Source organism: Cellulomonas flavigena DSM 20109 (assembly GCF_000092865.1).
Taxonomy (GTDB): domain Bacteria; phylum Actinomycetota; class Actinomycetes; order Actinomycetales; family Cellulomonadaceae; genus Cellulomonas; species Cellulomonas flavigena.
Map to the genome: position 1 here is coordinate 3,224,494 of NC_014151.1, position 18,821 is coordinate 3,243,314.

Consider the following 18,821-nt stretch of genomic DNA (forward strand, 5'->3'; position numbering starts at 1 on the left):
CCTTCGGTGCGTGGCGCTCGCGGCGTCGTCACGCACCGGCGGGTGAGCGCGCCGTCACCGACGCGCCACCGACCGGGGGCTCACGTCACCACTTGGCGTTGCGCGCGAGCTCCAGGGCCATCGACTGCCACCAGGCGCCGGCCGCCGGGCCGCCGTTGCAGGTGCCGTCCGACTCGCCGGGACGCTTGATCCACAGCAGCGCGTCGAGCCCGCTGCCGTCGTTGACGCGGGTCGGGCGGTCGCCCAGGGCGCGCCCGCTCGGGTTGCACCACTCGGAGCCCGACGCGCCGTTGCCGTTCCGCGACGTGTCGATGACGAACTTCTTGCCACCGGTGAGGCGGGAGATCTCCTGGCCGTACGCCTTGGCCTCGGCCGTCGTGCGGTAGTTGGAGACGTTGAGCGAGAAGCCGACGGCACCGTCCCAGCCGACGCGGTTGAGGCGGTTGGCCGCCTCCGACGCGGAGAGCCACGCCGAGTTGCCGGCGTCGATGTACACGCGCGCACCCTTGGCGGCGAACGCCTTGGCCGCGTACTGCAGGAAGCCGACCCGGTCGCCCTGGCCCTGGCAGTCGCCGAGCTGCGCGAGCGCGTCGGGCTCGAGGATCACCCACGGGTTGCCCTGGACGCCCTGCGCGACGGTGTCGACCCAGCGCGCGTACTCCGAGGTGGCGACGCCGCCGCCCGAGTAGTTGCCGCAGTCACGGCCCGGGATGGCGTACACGACGATCTGCGCGATCTTGCCGGCGGAACGCGCCTTGCCGGTGTAGTCGCGGACCTGCTGCTGGATGACGGACGCGCTGGACCAGTCGCCGATCCACAGCGCCTGCGGCGTCTGCGCGATCTTCGCCAGCAGCACCTTGTCGTTGCCCGACGCGGCCTGCCAGGCGGCGTAGGCCGCCGTCTCGGGGTCGACGTAGAAGTCGCCGCTGGGCTGCGGCTGCTGGGTGGGCTGCTGGGTGGGCTGCTGCGTCGGCTGCTGGGTGGGCTGCTGCGTCGGCTGCTGGGTGGGCTGCTGCGTCGGCTGCTGGGTCGGCTGCTGGGTCGGCTGGCCGCCGGACACCGAACCGGTGCACGCCGTGCCGTTGAGCGTGAACGACGTGGGCTTGGCGTTCGAGCCGTTCCACGAGCCGTTGAACCCGAGCGAGATGACGCCGTTGGTGCCGACCGAGCCGTTCCACGGGGAGTTCACGACCGTGACCTGCGAGCCGCTCGACGAGGCCGCGCCGTTCCAGAGCTGCTGGATCGACTGGCCGCTGGGGAACGTCCAGCGCAGGTCCCACGACGACAGCGGGTCGCCGAGGTTCGTGACGTTGATGCTGGCGCCGAAACCGCCGGGCCACTCGTTGGTGACCGCGTAGTCGACGCGGCAGCCGGCGGCGGCGTTCGCCGCGGTGGAGGCCAGGACGGTCGTGCCGGCGGCGAGCACCGCGCCGGCGGCGAGCACCGCGACGGCCTTGCGACCGGCGGCGAGCGCCGGCTTCGGGCGGGGGGACATGGGTTCTCCTCGGATCGGTGACCTGACACGGCGCCGGCGCGGGGGACCGACGCGAGGCGCCCGGCAGGGGTCGGCGGCGACCCCGGTACGGACGTCCCGCTGATCACACCCGAGGACGGGGGGTGCTGGCGAGCACCCGGCGGGTCCCTAATCGTTTTGATGCTGGAAGCGGTTCCGGAGCGTGGCGCGCCCCGCGCCCGCCGCATCCCCCGCGCCCGCCGTCGTCAGGGCCGCGGCCCACCTGCCTCACGGTGGTGCCGGCGGTGGGACACCGTGACGCGCTTCCACCGGCCGCACCGCACCGGGCCACGGGATTACCCACCCCCGTGCGGCACCGCGGCGCACGCCCGCCGGCTACTCCTCCAGGTACTCCGGACCGCCGTGCACGCCGAACGCCTCCTCGAGGGACCCGATCCCGTTCTCCCGCAGGTGAGCCGTGAGCTCCCGGCCGACCCAGCGCAGGTGCCAGCCCTCGGGGGCGTACCCGGTGACCGCGGTGTTCGCCTCGGTGTACCGCACGACGAAGCCGAACTCCCACGCGTGCTCGCTCAGCCAGATCCCCTCCGGCGTCCGCGCGAAGCACGTCTGGTAGTTGCAGGACGGCTGGGACCCGGAGTCGACGTCGAGCGCGAAGCCCGTCTGGTGCTCCGAGAACCCGGGCCGCGCCGAGTAGCGCTCGGCGTGCGCGAAGCCCCGGCGCGCCTCGACCGACCGGCGCGCGGCGGCCTGGTCCTGGTACGACCGGTACCCGCTGCTGGTGACCACGTCCACGCCCGCGGCGCCCGCCGCGTCGAGCATCGCGCGCAGGTCGGGCTCGACGGCGGCGCGCACCTGCGCCTCGCCCACCGTGACGAGGTCCGCGGGCGCGTACGCGCGGTCGATCGGGTGCTGCTTGTTGACGATCACCCACGGGCTCGCCGGGTCCGTCGTCGAGTGCTGCCGCACGTCGAGGCCGGGCGTCGGCGTGGGGCGCGACGGCACGGTGGGGACGGCGATCGCGTCCTCCCAGGGCACCAGCTCCGCCATGCCCTCGATGCGGGCGTCCTCGCGGAACAGCACGGACCACAGTCCGGTCACGATTCCGCCCACGCCGACGACGGCGGTGGCGGCCAGGACCACGAGCACGACGGTGCGCCAGCGTGACATGAAGGCGATCGTAGGGTGAACCGGGACGAACCGGTCAGACCGCGACGAACGTCACCCGTCGGTGTGGCACCGACACCTCGTCCAGCCGAACCTCCAGCCGCTGCCCGAGCGGCAGGTCACCGGAGGCCGTGACGGGGGCCACCACGGCGGGCTCGCGCAGCTGCAGCGCGCCACGGACCCGCCCGTCCTTCGGTGCGTCGGCGTCGACGACCACGCCCGTGAAGTGCTCCCCCGCGTGGGGCGCGAGCACGACGGCCTCGACGAGGTCGAGCGCCCCGCGGTCGAACGCCGCCACCCGCCGGCCCGTGCGGGTCATCGTCGCCGGCAGGTCGGGCAGCGCCTCGCCCACCCAGTCGGGCACCTGCCGGCCCGCGACGGCGGCGAGGCAGACCTCGGTGCCGTACCTGTCGACGAGCCGCCGCAGCGGGGCCGTGACGTGCGCGTACGGCGCGCGGATCGCGGCGTGCTCGGCGTCGTCGCCGGTGGGCACGGGGGCGTCGGGCACGCCGAAGGCACGGTAGCCGGCCCCACGGAAGAGCGTGGTCGCCTCGCGCAGGAACGCGGCGTGCGGGCCGCGGTGCGAGTCGAGGCGCGCGAGCAGGTCCGCGTACGGCAGGTCGGCGGGCCAGTCGATGTCGAGCGCGGCGGCCGTGCGGCGCAGGCGTGCGACGTCCCGCGGGTCCGCGGGCGGCAGCGTGCGCACGACCCCCACGCCCGCGTCGAGCATGAGACGCGCCGCGACCATGCCCGTGAGCAGCGAGACCTGCGCGTTCCAGCCCTCGACCGGCAAGGTCGCCCGGAAGCGCAGCCGGAACGCGCCGTCCTCCTGCACGACCTCCTGCTCGGGGACGTCGAGGGATGCGCCGCCGCGCTCACGCTCGCGCTCCTGGCGCAGCGCGCCGACGTCCGCGAGGCCGCGGAGCAGGTCGTCGGCGGTGCCGTCGTCGAGTCGCTGCTGGACCTGCGCGTACGACAGCTGCGCGCGGCTGCGGACCAGCGCGCGCTCGACGTGCACGTCCTGGGGTTCGCCGTGGGCGTCGAGGTCCATCGTCCACAGGACCGCGGGGCGCACCTGGTCGGCGAGCAGGCTGGCGGCCCCCTCCGAGAGCACGGCGGGGTGCAGCGGCACGCGGCCGTCGGGGCTGTAGCAGGTCATCCCGCGACGGTGGGTCTCGGCGTCGAGTGCGCCACCGGGCGCGACGAACGCGGCGACGTCGGCGATCGCGTACCGCACGCGCCACCCCGTGCCGCGCCGCTCGACGTGGACGGCCTGGTCGAGGTCGGTGGAGCCCTCGGGGTCGACGGTGACGAACGCGACGTCCGTGCGATCGGTGCGGTCACCGGGCGCGTGCGCGCCCTGCGGTCCGCGCTCCGCGGCGACCTCGGCCTCGGCGAGCGCGGCGTCGGGGTAGACGACGGGCAGCTCGACCTCGGCACGCAGGGCGTCGAGCCCTTCGGCCACGGCACGGGACGCGGGGTCGCCGGTGGGAGCGGGGAGACGGACGGGGCGGCCGGGCACGGGACGACTCTAGGCGTCCCCGTGCTGCAGCTTCGACCCGGGCGCGCGGGCGGGCCCGTCGCGCCCCACGGACGCGTCCGCGCTCAGGGGACGAGCAGGACCTGCCCGTCGACCACGGCGACGGCATGGACCCGCAGGTCGACGGGGTCCTTGCCGACCGGGTCGAGGCACGCCCCCGTGCGCAGGTCCCAGACCTGCTTGTACATGGGCGAGGTCACCGTCGGCTCACCCGCGCGGTCGCCGACGAGACCACGGCTGAGCACGTTCGCCCCGGAGTACGGGTCGCGCTGCTGCACCGCGAGCACCTCGTCGGTGGCGAGCCGGAACAGCGCGACGCGCTGCTCGCCGACGATCGCCCCGGCGCCACGCTCGGGGAGCAGGTCGTCCAGGGCGCACACCCGCACGGCGCCGAGGGCGGTGGGCACGTCGGGGGTGGGCGTCGCCGTGGCGGGCGTCGGGTGGCTCATGGCGCGTCCTCCTGGAGGGTCGTGGCGCCGGCGGCACGGGCGCTCAGGAGATCGGGGTGACCGCGCTCCCCGGGACGTGCAGGGCGGGCCTGACCACGTTCCGGCACGTAGGACAGGTCCGGGTCCGACCGGTCCGGGGCGTTGACGTAGGGTATGAACGCGCGCAGCTTCCCGGGGTCCTCGAGGGTCGCGCGCCACTCGTCGACGTACCCCGCGACGTGCCGTTCGACCTCCGCGTCGAGCTCGGCGCCGAGGCCCCGGGAGTCCTCGACCACGACACGCCGCAGCTCCGCCACGCCCCCCGGGAACGCCGCCACCCACGGCGCGGTCCGCTGCAGCCGGTCGGCGCTGCGGATGTACAGCGCGAGGAAGCGGTCGACCACCTGCACGAGACGGTCGTCGTCGAGGTCCTCGGCGAGCAGCTCGGCGTGCCGCGGCGTGAAACCCCCGTTGCCGCCCACGTACACGTTCCAGCCCTTCTCGGTCGCGATCACCCCGACGTCCTTGCCGCGGGCCTCGGCGCACTCACGTGCGCACCCGGACACCCCGACCTTGAACTTGTGCGGCGCACGCAGACCGCGGTACCGCAGCTCGAGCCGCACGGCCATCGACGACGAGTCCTGCACGCCGAACCGGCACCACGCCTGCCCGACGCACGTCTTCACCGCTCGCAGGGACTTGCCGTAGGCCTGGCCCGACTCGAACCCCGCGTCGACCAGGCGCCGCCAGATGGCCGGCAGCTGGTCCTGCCGGGCGCCGAACATGCCGATGCGCTGCGCGCCGGTGACGCGCGTGAACAGCCCGAACTCCTGCGCCACCTGTGCGAGCACCAGGAGCTTCTCGGGGGTGACCTCACCACCGGGCATGCGCGGCACCACGGAGTACGTGCCGTCCTTCTGCAGGTTCGCCAGCAGGTGGTCGTTGGTGTCCTGCAGCGAGGCCTGGTCGGGCTGCAGGACGTGCCCGATGCCGAGCGACGACAGGATGGACGCGACCACCGGGCGGCACACGGCGCAGCCGCGCCCGCGGCCGTGCCGCGCGACGACCTCGGTGAACGTACGCAGCCCCTCGGCGCGCACGAGGGCGTAGAGCTCGGCCCGGGACGTCGCGAAGTGCTCGCACATCGCCGTCGAGACCGTGAAGCCGGACGTCTCCAGCGTGCTGTTCACGACGGTCGTCAGCAGCGGGACGCACGACCCGCAGACCGTGCCGGCGCGCGTGCTCGCCTTGACGTCGCCCACGCTGCGGCAGCCGTGCTCGGTGACGGCCGCCCGGACGGCACCGACGGAGACGTTGGCGCACGAGCACAGGACGACGTCGTCGGGCAGGTCGCTGCGGACCGGCCCTGCACCGCCCGTCGGCGCGAGGTACGCCGAGGGGTCGGCTCCCAGCGGACGTCCGAGCAGGGGCCGCAGCTGCGCGTAGAGCTCGATGTCGCCGACGAGGACCCCGCCGAGCAGGACGCGCGCGTCGTCCGAGACGACGAGCTTGCGGTACGTGCGGGCGACGGGGTCCGCGAACGTCACCTCCAACGCGCCCGGTGTCAGCCCGAGGACGTCGCCGAACGCGGCCGCGTCGACGCCGACGCCCTTGAGCTTGGTCCCGTCCGGGCTGCGCTCGTACAGCCGGCACCCGCCGAACAGCCGGTTGACGACGACGTCGGCCATGGCGTTGCCGGGCGCGACCAGGCCGACGCACTCGCCGTCATGGCTCGCGACCTCGCCGATCGCCCACACCGCGGGGTCCGCCGTGCGGCACGTCGGGCCCACGACCACGCCGCCGCGCTCGGCGACCGGCAGGCCCGACTCGCGGGCGAGACGGTCGCGCGGACGCACGCCGGTGGAGTAGACGACGACGTCGGTGTCGAGCACCTCGCCGTCGGACAGCTCGAGCGCCCCCACTGCACCGTCGGCTGCGCCGACGACCCGCGTCGCGGCGGTCGACGTGCGCACGTCGACGCCGAGTCCGGTGACGAGGACACGCAGCGCCTCGCCGCCGCCCGCGTCGAGCTGGACGGCCATGAGCCGGTCGGCGAACTCCACGACCGTGGGCGCGACGCCCAGGGTCGACAGGGCCGCCGCGGCCTCCAGCCCCAGCACTCCCCCGCCGACGACGGTGCCGCGCAGGGGCCGCCCGAGGGTCCGCGCGCGCTCGGTGACCCACGCCCGCAGGGCCTCCACGTCCTCGAGGGTGCGGTACCGCAGCACGCCGGGCAGGTCGGTGCCCTCGGCGCGCGGCACCCAGGCCCACGAGCCGGTCGCCAGGACCAGGTGGTCGTAGGCCAGGACGCGGCCCGAGGCCGTCGTCACCGTCTGCGCGCTGCGGTCCAGGCGCACGGCCCGGTCACCCGTGACGAGCGTGACGCGGGGGTCGTCCCAGACCTCCGGCGCGAGGACGAGGTCCTCGGCCGTGCGGCCGGTGAAGACGTCGGACAGGTGGACGCGGTCGTACGGGCGGTGCGGCTCGTCGCCCACGACGGTGAGCGTCCAGTCGCCGTCGCGCGCGCACAGCTGCTCGGCGAACCGGTGGGCCACCATCCCGGCACCCACGACCACGACCCGCCCGGGCCCGTGCACGACGTCGTTCCGCATGGACCGAGTTTTCAACGGCGCGACCGTGGGAACGTGGGCCGAACGGCCCGGACCCCCACGCTGTGCAGCGCACGCGTCTCAACCGGCGAGACAGCCGACTATATCTATCCCCTTTTGGAAAGGGTGTGCCTAACCTGCGAGGGACGCACACCACCGGGCACGCCGCCCGAGCGCGACGGGAGGCACGCACGTGAGCACCACCGGCACGTCCGCCGCCGGCGTCCGCCCCCGGGCGGACCTCCCGTGACCCGCCGAGCCCGCCGCGCCACGGCGCTCCGATGTCGCCGTCCCCGCCGCGGTGACGCGCCCGCCGCCCTGGCGCCCGCCCGCCGCAGAGCCCGCCCGCCCGCCACCGCCCGCGCGACGGCCCCGGCGCGCGCTCCCCCGACCATCCCCTCGCACCACGGAGCACAGGAGCACCTCATGACCCGACCCGACCCCGCTCGCACCGTCGCCCTCGTGGGCAACCCGCGCGCCGGCTCCCGCACCCTCGGCGCCGCCGTGTCCCTCGCCGCCACGCTGGCCGAACGCCTGGGCGGTGGTGGGCCCACCGCCGTCGACCTCGCGAGCCTCGCGCGCGGCCTGCACGCCCAGCCACGGCCGGCCGACCTCGACGCCGCGCTCGCGGCCGTCGCCGCCGCCGACCTCCTCGTCGTCGCGACCCCCGTCCACAAGGCCTCGTTCACCGGGCTGCTGAAGTCCTTCCTCGACCTGTACGGGCCCGACGGGCTCGACGGCGTCACCGCCGTCCCGCTCGTCGTCTCGGCCACCCCCGCCCACACGCTGGTCGGCGAGGTCCACCTGCGGCCCGTCCTCGTCGAGCTCGGCGCGAGCGTCCCGACGCGCACGCTCAGCGTCCTCGACACCGACCTCGCCGACCTGGCCCCCGCCGTCGAGCGCTGGTGGCAGCGCGCGGAGCGGCCGCTGCGGCGGGCGGTCACCCTGCCCGCCGCGTCCACGCGCTCCGAGGACCTCCTGGAGGTGGCCCGATGAGCGCCAGCAGCCTGCGGCACCTGGAGCGCACGCTGGTCGAGCACGACGAGCCGCAGCTCTCGCCCGACGACTACAAGCAGGTGTTCCGTCGCCACGCCGCGGGCGTCGCGGTCGTCACGCTGCGCGACGGGGACCGTCCCGTCGGGTTCACCGCGACGTCCGTCATCTCCGTCTCGGCCGCCCCGCCGCTGCTCGCGTTCTCGCTCGCGTCCGGCTCGTCGTCCTGGCCCGCGCTGTCGCGCGCCGCGACCGTCGCGGTGTCGTTCCTCGCGGAGGGCCAGGAGGAGGTCTCGACCCGCTTCGCGACCTCCGGCATCGACCGGTTCGCCGCGGGCGGCTGGACGGCGCTGCCCACCGGCGAGCCCGTCATCGTGGGCGCCCAGGCCTGGGTCCGCGGCCGCGTGGTGCAGCGCACCCCCGTCGGCGACAGCTACCTCGTCTCGCTGCGCGCCCTCGACCACGGCGTCACCGACGCGCACCCGCTCGTCTACCGCGACCGCGTCTACCACCGCCTCGTCGCTCCCACCGCCTGACCGCCCACCCCGGGCGCGAGAGTGCTGTCCGGTCACGCCGCTGCAGGGCTGGATCGCACTCTCGGCGCGAGGGAGGGTGCGGGCCCTGTGGGGGTGGGGCTGGAATGACGTCTCGGCAGGATGGGTGGGGCCCCGTCCGCGAGGCGTCGTTCCGGCCCACCCCGGGCGAGGCGTCGTTCCGGCACCACCCCGGGCGAGGCGTCGTTCCGGCACCGCTGTGCGGGAGGGGGCTCGGACGGCGGAACCCCGGTCACCGTCCGGGCGGAAGGTGACCGGGGTTCCGGTCGTCGTGGGGTGCCCGCGTCAGGCGAAGAGCGCCGGGAGCGTGCGCTCCCAGGTCTCGCGCGCCTCGGTCAGCGGGAGCGTGAACAGGCCGCGGACCTCGACGGCGGCGGCGTGCACGTGCTCGTCGTCGTCGACCGGGGTGCCCGCACCGAGCGTGCACGTCTCGGCCGTCTCGCCCAGGCGCAGCGCCGGGACGCCGCGAGCGGTGCACAGGTCGAGGAGGCGGACCTCCTCGGAGCGGGGCACGGCGACGATCGCACGGGCCTGCGACTCCGAGAACAGCGCCTCGAAGGCCGTGAGGCCGTCGCGCGCGCACAGTGCGCCGAGGTCGACCTGGACACCGACGCCGTACCGGAGGCTCGACTCGACGAGCGCGAGCGCCAGGCCACCCTCGGACAGGTCGTGCGCGGCGTCGACGAGCTCGTCGCGCGCCGCGGCGACCAGCACCTGCGCGAGGCGGCGCTCGGCGTCGAGGTCGACCTGCGGCGGCACGCCGCCCAGGTGCCGGTGGACGACGTCCGCCCAGGCGGACCCGTCGAGCTCCGGACGCGTGGTGCCCAGCAGGTAGACGGCCTGGCCGGGCGCGGTCCAGCCCGACGGCACCGCGCGCGCGACGTCGTCGAGGACCCCGAGCACGCCGACGACGGGGGTCGGGTGGATCGCCGAGTCGATCTGCCCGGGCTCGCCCGTGCCGTTGTAGAGCGAGACGTTGCCGCCGGTCACGGGGACCTCGAGGGTCTGGCACGCGTCGGCCAGGCCGCGGATCGCCTCGACGAGCTGCCACATCGTGTCCGGGTGCTCGGGCGTGCCGAAGTTCAGGCAGTCGGTGACGGCCACGGGCCGCGCACCGACCGTGGCGACGTTGCGGTACGCCTCGGCGAGCGCGAGCTGCGCACCCGTGTACGGGTCGAGCTTGGCGTAGCGGCCGTTGGCGTCGGTGGCCAGCGCGACGCCCAGGCCCGTGGTCTCGTCGACGCGCACCACGCCCGAGTCGTCGGGCTGCGCGAGGGCCGTGTTGCCCTGCACGAAGCGGTCGTACTGGTCGGTGACCCATGCCGGTGACGCGAGGTTCGGCGAGCCCAGGAGCTGCAGGAGTGTCGCGCGCAGCTCGTCGGCGCTCTCCGGGCGCGCGTAGCGCGCCGCACCCTCAGGCGTGCTCACGGAGTCCGCGACGAGGCCGTCCTGCCAGGCCGGGCGCGCGTAGGGGCGGTCGTACACCGGGCCCTCGTGCGCGACCGTCCTCGGGTCGACGTCGACGATCCGGTCGCCGTGGTGGTCGATCGTCAGGCGCCCGGTGCCGGTGACCTCGCCGATCACGGCCGTCTCGACGTCCCACCTGCGCGTGATCTCGAGGAACTCGTCGAGCTTGTCGGGCCGGACGACCGCCATCATGCGCTCCTGCGACTCCGACATGAGGATCTCGCCGGCCGTCAGCGTGGGGTCGCGCAGCAGCACGTTCTCGAGGTCGACGTGCATACCGCCGTCACCGTTGGACGCGAGCTCGCTGGTCGCGCAGGAGATGCCCGCGGCGCCGAGGTCCTGGATGCCCTCGACGACCTGGGCCGCGTAGAGCTCGAGGCAGCACTCGATGAGCACCTTCTCCATGAACGGGTCGCCGACCTGCACCGACGGACGCTTGGACGGCTTGGCGTCGTCGAACGTCTCCGACGCGAGGATCGACGCGCCGCCGATGCCGTCGCCGCCCGTGCGGGCGCCGAACAGCACGACCTTGTTGCCGACGCCCGAGGCGTTGGCCAGGTGGATGTCCTCGTGGCGCAGCACACCGAGGCACAGCGCGTTGACCAGCGGGTTGCCCTGGTAGCAGGCGTCGAAGACGAGCTCGCCGCCGATGTTCGGCAGCCCCAGGCTGTTGCCGTACCCCCCGACGCCGGCGACGACGCCGTGCACGACGCGCGCCGTGTCCGGGTGGTCCACGGCGCCGAAGCGCAGCTGGTCCATGACGGCGACGGGCCGCGCACCCATCGAGATGATGTCGCGCACGATCCCGCCGACGCCCGTCGCGGCACCCTGGTAGGGCTCGACGAACGACGGGTGGTTGTGCGACTCGACCTTGAACGTCACGGCCCAGCCGTCGCCGATGTCGACGACGCCGGCGTTCTCCCCGATGCCGACGAGCAGGTGCTCCTTCATCGCGGGCGTGGTCTTGTCGCCGAACTGCCGCAGGTGGGTCTTCGACGACTTGTACGAGCAGTGCTCGGACCACATCACGGAGTACATCGCGAGCTCGGCGGCCGTGGGGCGACGCCCGAGGATGTCGCGGATCCGCTGGTACTCGTCGGGCTTGAGGCCGAGCTCGGCGTAGGGCTGCTCGAGGTCGGGTGTCGCCGCGGCGTGCTCGACGGTGTCGGACGTGTGCGGAGCGGACGGGACGTCGGGGCGCGCAGGAGCGGTGGTCATCGGTTCCCTCGGTGGAGGCCGGGTCCGGCGGGCGGCTCGCCCGCGCAGGTACCCACGCCGCAGGTCGGCAGACGGCCCCAGAGTACCGGCGCGCCGGACCGCGGCGGCCCGTCCGTCCACCACCCGTCCACCACCCGTCCGGCGGCGGTCCGAGCGGGTGAAAACGCCACGCCCCGAGGCCCGCCCGCGCGCTCACGACCCACCCGGGAGCGCGATCCGCACGGACTCTCACGCCCTTCTCATCCCTTTCGCACCTTCTGCCCGATAACCTCCGACGTGCCAGGTCAGCGGGGGGTGGCGAGGACACCTCGACCCGACGGCCGGTCCACCGTCGCACCATCCGGAAGTCGAGGTCAGATGTCCGCCCGCCGCGTGCTCACCACCGCCGTCACCGCCTTGTCCGCCGCCCTGGCGCTCGTGGGTGCCGCGACGACGGCGACCGCGGGGTCGGACGCACCGACGCGGTACCGCGTGACGCCGACCGGCCTCGAGCTGCCCGCCGGCACGACGTTCCAGGAGCACGCGCACGTCAACGTCGTCTTCACGTCGGCGCTGGGCACCGCGCTGCGCAACGTCCACGTCGAGGGCCCGGGCACGCGGAACGCGGACCTGCTCGGCACGTCCACGCTGACGTGGGACCGTCTGGGCCTGCCGGCCGACGCCTGCATCACGTGGGTCCAGGTCAGCGGGCACGACGAGCACCACGGCGAGGGCGGCCAGGCCCCGGTCTGCCGCACGCAGCCCGCCCCCGTCGCGCCCCCGGCTCCCGCCGCGCCCCCCACACCGCCGGCGCCGGCGGCGCCCCCGGCGGCTCCCCCGGTGCAGCCCACCACGCCGCCCGCGCCCGCCGCGACGCCTGCCGCAGCCCCGGCCCCCGCGTCACCCGCGCCCGCCGCGCCCTCGGCCACCCCCTCCTCGGCCGCCCCCGCGGACACCGCCGCCGCCGAGGCCGCACCCCCCACCGCACCCGCACCCACCACCGCGCCCGCCACCGCCACCGCGCCCGCGCCCACGGAGCGCGCCGAGGTGCTGTCCGCCGGGACGCAGGCCCCGGCGCCCGCCGCGGCTGCCGAGCGCTCCGAGGTGCTCGCCGCGACCGGTGCGCGCACGGGCGCGCTGCTCGCCGGTGCCGCGCTCGCGCTGGCGGCGGGCACGGGCCTCGTGCTGTGGCGCCGGCGCTCGTCGGTGCGCCCCTAGACCACCCGCCGCCCGGTGGACGGCCGGGCGGAGAGGGGGCGTGAAGCGTTGTTGCCGGATCCCGGCAGCAACGCTTCACGCTTTTCCCGGTCGGGTGCGGACCGGGGCGTCACTCGACGGCGAGGGCCTGCGCCGGGGGGACCTTGCCGGCGCGACGCCCCGGCAGGAACGACGCCCCCGCACCGCAGACGACCGCGGCCGCCACGATCAGGCCGACCGTTCGCCCTGGCACGACCAGGTGCATCGGGATCCTCGTCGTCTCCTGACCCAGCGCCATGACGCCGGTCCAGGCGTACGCGATCCCCAACCCGGCGCCGAGGACCCCAGCGACGGCGGCGACGAGCGCGGCCTCGACCGCCAGCATGCCGCGCAGCTGTCCGACCGTCAGGCCGAGCGCCCGCAGCACCGCGGACTCCCGGCGCCGCTCGACGACCGACAGCGCCATCGTGTTGCCGATGCCCACGACGGCGATCACCAGGGACAACGTCAGGAGCGCGAGGACCACCAGCAGCATCAGGTCGAGCAGGTGGCCGTACATCGCGCGCTCGGGCGCACCGCCGCGGACGTCGAGGCGCTCGTCGATCGAGAGCACGCTGGAGATGGCGCGCTGCACCTGTGGCCCGGTGAGGTCCGAGACGAGGCGGACCTGGAGCTCGACGACCGGCGGCGTGCTGACGAGGGCGGCGAGCTCGTCGGCACGCATCGTGACCGTCCCGGGGACGGTGTCGGGCGTGACGGCGACCACCGCTGCGGCACTGCCCGCGGCTCCGACGGCCTGCACGGTGCCGTCGGTGGGGAGACCGGCGGCGTCGTCGGGGTGGACGAGCACGGTCCCGTCGTCGGGCTGCGGGACGGGTCGGCGGACCAGCTGGCGCGAGGCGACGGGGTCGACACCACGGGCGGCCAGGCCACGGGTGCTGCCGTCGGCCAGGACGAGACGCACGGGGACGCCACCGGTGACCTCCGCCGTGCCGACGACCTCCGGCAGGTCGTCGACCGCCCGCGTCGTCGCCGGGTCCAGCCCTGCCGGGTCGGACGTGGTGACGACGAGGTCGATGGGCCGCCGCGCGTCGATCTGGGCGTCGACGGAGCTGCGGACCGACGCGGTCGCGACGACCATCGTCGTCACGAGGGTCACACCGACCAGCAGCGCCGTGGCGGTGGCGGTGGTGCGCCGCCGGTTGCGTCCCGCGTTCCGGGCTGCGAGGCGCGTCGCCGCGGAGGCGCCCGCCACGAGGGCACCGAGACCCCGCACGCACGCGGGGACGAGCAGCGGCGCCGCGAGCAGCACCCCGAGGAACGACACGATCACCGCGGGGACCGCCACGGCGACCCCGCCGCCCTGTGTGGCGTGCCCGGCACCGCCCGCGCCCGCGCCGAGGAGCAGCAGCGCCGCGACCAGGCGGAGCCACTGCCGGCGGGGACGCGGCCTGACGTCGTCGAGGGGTCGCAGCGCCTCGACGGGTCGGACCCGGGTGGCGCGGCGCGCCGGGGCCCACGCCGCGACGACGGTCAGCAGCACACCGACGGCGACGCCGGCGGCGGGCACCGCGGGCGCGACGACGACGCCGTCGGCCGACAGCCTGACCACGGCGAGGACGTGGGCGCCGAGGAGCCCCAGGCCGACTCCGCCGACGGACGCGACGGCCCCGAGCACGGCAGCCTCCGCGACGACGAGCCGGTGGACCTGCCCGGTGCTCGCGCCGATGCACCGCAGCAGCGCGAGCTCGTGGGTGCGCTGGGCGACGAGGACGTGGAAGGTGTTGCCGATCACGATGGCCGCCACGACGAGCGCGACGGCGCAGAAGCCGAGGAGCACCGCGGTGAGGACGCCGCCGCTGCCGGAGAGCTCGGCCACACGGCGTTCCGCGGCATCCTCACGCGTGAGCACGTCCAGGCCGGGCACGTCGGCGAGCGCCGCCGCGACACCGGCGGCGACCGCCTCCGGTGCGGCGCCGTCGCCACGCACGAGGATCTCGGACGTCACGGGCCGCGCGCCCGCGGCGGTCAGCCCGTCTGCGGTGACCACGAGGTGCGGCACGTCGATGACGACGCCGGGACCGACGGGGGCCGTGATCCCCACGACGGTGAGCTCGACGGGCTCGGCACGGGACAGCCGGACGGTCACGGTGTCGCCGACGTCCAGGCCGAGGGACCGGGCGGCCCACCCGTCGACGGTGGTGTCGCTCGGCTGCACCGGCCATGCCCCTCGGGTGAGCGCCTGCCACCGCACGGGGGCGTCGAGCAGGGCGCTGACCTGGGCCGTCGACCGCGTGTCCCCGACGCGTAGCCTCCCGTAGGCGGTGCGGACGGCGTCGGCGGCGACGACGTGGGGAGCGTCGCGCACGCCGGGCAGCCGTGCCACCAGGACGTCCTCGTCGGTCGGGGTGGGGGCGGCGCCCGGGGTGGCTCCGACCCAGACGTCGGCCCGTGCCATGTGGGCCGTCAGCGACTGCTCGGAGGTGTGCTCGAACGTCGCGGACAGCGCCAGGGCGCCGACGAGGAAGCCGACGGACAGGACGACGGCCGTCGCGGTGGCGACCAGGCGGGACGCGCGGGCACGGACGCCCGCCAGCAGGACCGTCCTCACGGACACCCCGCCCCGGGCGCACCCGCGCGCACAGCACGGCTCAAGACCGCCACCCCCCGCAGCGAACGTCACGTCGTGACGTGGTCACCCTACGGGGTGACCCGGCGTGCGTGCGGGCGGTCGGTGCCGCCTCAGGCGTCGGCGTCGGTCGGGTTGCAGCCGGTCGCGAGCATCGTGAGTGTCCCGACCTCGGGGCGCCACGGCTCGATGTTCCACGAGTCCTTGTCCGGTGCCCCCAGCAGGTGGCACCACAGCTGCGCCTGCATGGACGCGGCTGCGGCCTCGGGCGCGGCGACCTGGACCTGGGACACCAGCGCGTGCTGCGCGGCCGTGCTCCCTCGGCGGACCCAGGGCTGCGGGGAGACGAGGAGCGACGGGCCGCCGTCCGCGTCGCCCCACACGGCCGAGAGCAGCGCGTCGGTCCCGACGACGAACGACACCGGACCGGTCGCCACGTCGAGCGCGAGCACGTCACCGTGCGGACGCCAGACCGCAGGGTCGCCGTCCGCGCCGACCGGCGCCCCGAGCGCCGTGACGACGGTCCCCGCCTCGTCGTGGAGGGTCGCCGACCCGTCGGGCTGCACCTCGACGCGCCCGGCGTGCGGGGGTGCGACCCAGGCGACGACGCCCGGTGCGGCCGCGACGGTGCGGTGCGTCGACCCGTCCCCCGCGTCCTGCTCCTGCACGGTCGCACCGTCGACGAGCAGCAGCGCGCCGGCGCCCTGCGGGCCGGCGCCGAACGGCGCCCCGGTGTCGCGCACGGCCTGCGCGTCCGGGACCGCGACCGCGGTCGGCTCGGCGGCACGTGCCGCGGGTGGCGGTGCGAGCGACGTCATGGCGGGACGCGGCCCGGCGTCGCCCGGTCCGCAGCCCGCGACGAGCACGGCGAGACCGGTCGCCACGGCGACGCGACCTGTCCGGCGAGGACCCACGGGGTGACGGTAGCGGCACGCGGCGGGCGCACCGGCCCGCCGTCACGGCCACCTCTGCGCGTGCGGTCCCCACCATGTCACCCGATAGTGGGAGCAGCCCCGGTCGCCCCCCGGACGGCCGAACGCCCCCGAGCCGCAGGAGCACCCGTGACCGACACGCCCGTCCAGCCCGGCGCCCCGGGCTCCGCCCCCGCTCCCCTCGAGGAGCCGACCGCACCGCGCGAGCCGCTCCCCCCGAAGGCCGCGAGCGACGGCCCGGCCGCGGTCTCCCCGACCGGCCGCCCCTGGGGCGGTGACGCCGCGACCCGCGCGCAGGAGGGCGCGTTCCTCACGACGGCCGGCGGCGTGCCGCTGCGGGACACCGACCACTCGCTCAAGGCGGGCCGGCGCGGGCCGACGCTGCTGCAGGACCACCACCTGCGCGAGAAGATCACGCACTTCGACCACGAGCGGATCCCCGAGCGGGTGGTCCACGCGCGCGGCGCCGCGGCGCACGGCCGGTTCGAGTCCTACGGGACGGCCGCGCAGCTGACGTGCGCGCAGTTCCTGCAGCCGGGCGTCACGACGCCGGTGTTCACGCGCTTCTCGACGGTCGTCGGCTCACGCGGGTCGGCGGACACCGTGCGCGACACCCGCGGGTTCGCGACGAAGTTCTACACGGCCGAGGGCACGTTCGACCTGGTCGGCAACAACATCCCGGTGTTCTTCATCCAGGACGCCATCAAGTTCCCGGACGTCGTGCACGCGGTCAAGCCGCACCCGGACGTCGAGATCCCGCAGGCGCAGTCCGCGCACGACACGTTCTGGGACTTCGTGTCCCTGCACACCGAGGCGCAGCACCACACCATCTGGAACATGTCCGACCGCGGCATCCCGCGCTCGTACCGCACGATGGAGGGCTTCGGCGTCCACACGTTCCGCCTGGTGGCGGCCGACGGGTCGACGTCCCTCGTGAAGTTCCACTGGAAGCCGAAGGCGGGCGTGCACTCCCTGACGTGGGAGGAGGCGCAGCTGGCCGCGGGCACCGACCCGGACTTCCACCGCCGCGACCTGGCGCTGGCCATCGAGCACGGCGCGTACCCGCAGTGGGAGCTGGGCGTCCAGGTGTTCCCCGACACCGAGGACCAGGTGTTCGAGGGCATCGACCTGCTCGACCCGACCAAGCTCGTCCCCGAGGAGCTGGCGCCCGTGCAGGCCGTCGGGCTGCTGACGCTCGACCGCAACCCGCGCAACTACTTCGCCGAGACCGAGCAGGTCGCGTTCCACGTCGGGCACCTCGTGCGGGGCATCGACGTCACCGACGACCCGCTGCTGCAGGGCCGGCTGTTCTCGTACCTCGACACGCAGCTGTCCCGCCTGGGCGGGCCGAACTTCACGCAGCTGCCGATCAACCGCCCCCACGCGCCGGTCAACGACATGCTGCGCGACGGCATGCACCAGACCGCCGACCACGTCGGTGTCGCGCCGTACAAGCCGAACACGATGGACGGCGGCTGCCCGTTCCACGCGGGCGCCGACGTGGCGTTCCTCGAGGTGCCCGCCCGCGTGGCCGAGGGCGTCAAGGAGCGCGCGAAGCCCGCGTCGTACGACGACCACTGGAGCCAGGTGCGGATGTTCTGGCGCAGCCTCACGCCCGTGGAGCAGGCGCACACCGCGCAGGCGTACACGTTCGAGCTCGGCAGGTGCTTCGAGCAGGCGGTCAAGGAGCGCCAGCTGCAGGCGCTGGCCAACGTCGACGCGGGGCTGTGCGCGACGGTCGCCGCGGGCCTCGGGCTGCCGGCCCCGGCACCGACCGTCGCCGTGCCGGACGTCGCGCCCAGCCCGACGCTGTCGCAGGTGGGCCGGCGGTGGCCCGTCGACGGTCGCGTGGTCGGGCTCGTCGCCGACCCGGGCACGGACCTCGACGTGCTCGTGGCGGTGCGCGACGCGCTCGACGCGGCCGGCGTCCTGCCGCTCGTCGTCGCGCCGACCGGCGGCCCGCTGGACCCGGCGCGTCCGGACGTCGTCGCGCAGCGCACGTGGCTGACGGCCGCGTCACCGGAGCTCGACGCGCTCGTGCTGCTGGGTGCGGCCGCACCCGCACCGGACGCCCAGCCGTCGTTCGACGCGAAGGCCGGTGGTCCGGGCATGGACGTCGACCCGCGCGTGGTGATGCTCGTGCAGCAGGCGTACCGGCACGCGAAGTCGGTGGCCGCGGTGCCCGCGGCGGCGGCGGTGCTGGGGGCGGCGATGATCGACCCGCAGACGCCGGGGGTCCTGGTCACCGGTGACCCCGCGACGCTCGTCGAGACGCTGCTCGCCCAGCTCGCTCTGCACCGCGCGTGGGAGAGGTTCCCGGCGGCGGTCTGACGACGGCGCGGGCCGCACGGGAGGGTGAGCCCGTCCGTGCGGCCCGTGGACGCGTACGCGCCGGGGTGGCACAGTGCACCTACCCGACGAAGGGACACGCCGTGCCCACCACCGAGGACCGCCCGACGCCCCCGTCCGCGACGGACTTCCGCCGGCTGCCCGAGCCGATCGCGCTCGCGGACATGGTCGCCGAGAAGGACGTGCGCGACGCCCCGGACCCCGACTTCGGCCGGGACCCGAACACCGAGTGGATGCTGAAGTACGCCTGACCGGCCCGTCCGTCGGGTCGCCGCGGCGGCCCCCGCG

Annotated in this window: 13 protein-coding genes; 5 read left to right on the plus strand and 8 right to left on the minus strand. The window is 75.4% G+C overall.

The features are described 5' to 3' along the window. Positions 1 to 85: 85 nt before the first annotated feature. The 5 genes from CFLA_RS14735 to nirB form a co-directional block, all read right to left on the minus strand. Positions 86 to 1,495, minus strand: a complete 1,410-nt coding sequence (locus CFLA_RS14735; RefSeq protein WP_013118127.1) for a glycoside hydrolase family 6 protein — start codon at positions 1,493 to 1,495, stop codon at positions 86 to 88. A gap of 354 nt (positions 1,496 to 1,849) precedes the next feature. Then, positions 1,850 to 2,641, minus strand: a complete 792-nt coding sequence (locus CFLA_RS14740; protein ID WP_013118128.1) for a M15 family metallopeptidase — start codon at positions 2,639 to 2,641, stop codon at positions 1,850 to 1,852. A 34-nt stretch (positions 2,642 to 2,675) separates the two neighbouring features. After that, positions 2,676 to 4,160, minus strand: coding sequence for an RNB domain-containing ribonuclease (locus tag CFLA_RS14745; protein ID WP_013118129.1), 1,485 nt, complete (start codon positions 4,158 to 4,160; stop codon positions 2,676 to 2,678). Between the two features lie 83 nt (positions 4,161 to 4,243). Further along, positions 4,244 to 4,627, minus strand: coding sequence for a nitrite reductase small subunit NirD (gene nirD / locus CFLA_RS14750; RefSeq protein WP_013118130.1), 384 nt, complete (start codon positions 4,625 to 4,627; stop codon positions 4,244 to 4,246). After that, entirely contained in the window at positions 4,624 to 7,218 is a 2,595-nt protein-coding gene (gene nirB / locus CFLA_RS14755; RefSeq protein WP_013118131.1) for a nitrite reductase large subunit NirB, read from the minus strand. The genes nirD and nirB overlap by 4 nt, the downstream gene beginning before the upstream one ends. A gap of 423 nt (positions 7,219 to 7,641) precedes the next feature. On the opposite strand from nirB, the gene CFLA_RS14760 reads away from it, so the two are divergent. Together CFLA_RS14760 and CFLA_RS14765 are read left to right on the plus strand one after the other, a co-directional pair. Beyond that, positions 7,642 to 8,211, plus strand: coding sequence for an NADPH-dependent FMN reductase (locus tag CFLA_RS14760; protein WP_013118132.1), 570 nt, complete (start codon positions 7,642 to 7,644; stop codon positions 8,209 to 8,211). Then, on the plus strand, positions 8,208 to 8,744 hold the full coding sequence (locus tag CFLA_RS14765; RefSeq protein ID WP_013118133.1) for a flavin reductase family protein: 537 nt from the start codon (positions 8,208 to 8,210) through the stop codon (positions 8,742 to 8,744). Before CFLA_RS14760 ends, CFLA_RS14765 begins: the two co-directional genes overlap by 4 nt. A 303-nt stretch (positions 8,745 to 9,047) precedes the next feature. Here the strand turns inward: CFLA_RS14765 and purL are convergent, their stop codons facing one another. Beyond that, positions 9,048 to 11,447, minus strand: coding sequence for a phosphoribosylformylglycinamidine synthase subunit PurL (gene purL, locus CFLA_RS14770; protein ID WP_013118134.1), 2,400 nt, complete (start codon positions 11,445 to 11,447; stop codon positions 9,048 to 9,050). A gap of 357 nt (positions 11,448 to 11,804) precedes the next feature. Between purL and CFLA_RS20100 the strand changes: the two genes are divergently transcribed. Next, positions 11,805 to 12,644: a hypothetical protein gene (locus CFLA_RS20100; protein WP_013118135.1), complete on the plus strand. Its 840-nt coding sequence runs from the start codon at positions 11,805 to 11,807 to the stop codon at positions 12,642 to 12,644. 109 nt (positions 12,645 to 12,753) lie between these two features. Here the strand turns inward: CFLA_RS20100 and CFLA_RS14780 are convergent, their stop codons facing one another. Beyond that, the gene (locus tag CFLA_RS14780; protein ID WP_013118136.1) at positions 12,754 to 15,234 is read right to left on the minus strand and encodes an ABC transporter permease; all 2,481 of its coding nucleotides are present in this window, start codon (positions 15,232 to 15,234) and stop codon (positions 12,754 to 12,756) included. Positions 15,235 to 15,365: 131 nt separating this feature from the next. Then, entirely contained in the window at positions 15,366 to 16,166 is an 801-nt protein-coding gene (locus tag CFLA_RS20105; protein ID WP_148234378.1) for a DUF2599 domain-containing protein, read from the minus strand. 147 nt (positions 16,167 to 16,313) lie between these two features. Between CFLA_RS20105 and CFLA_RS14785 the strand changes: the two genes are divergently transcribed. Together CFLA_RS14785 and CFLA_RS19180 are read left to right on the plus strand one after the other, a co-directional pair. Then, positions 16,314 to 18,515: a catalase gene (locus tag CFLA_RS14785; protein ID WP_013118138.1), complete on the plus strand. Its 2,202-nt coding sequence runs from the start codon at positions 16,314 to 16,316 to the stop codon at positions 18,513 to 18,515. Positions 18,516 to 18,616: 101 nt separating this feature from the next. After that, the gene (locus CFLA_RS19180; RefSeq protein ID WP_013118139.1) at positions 18,617 to 18,784 is read left to right on the plus strand and encodes a hypothetical protein; all 168 of its coding nucleotides are present in this window, start codon (positions 18,617 to 18,619) and stop codon (positions 18,782 to 18,784) included. Positions 18,785 to 18,821: the final 37 nt, after the last annotated feature.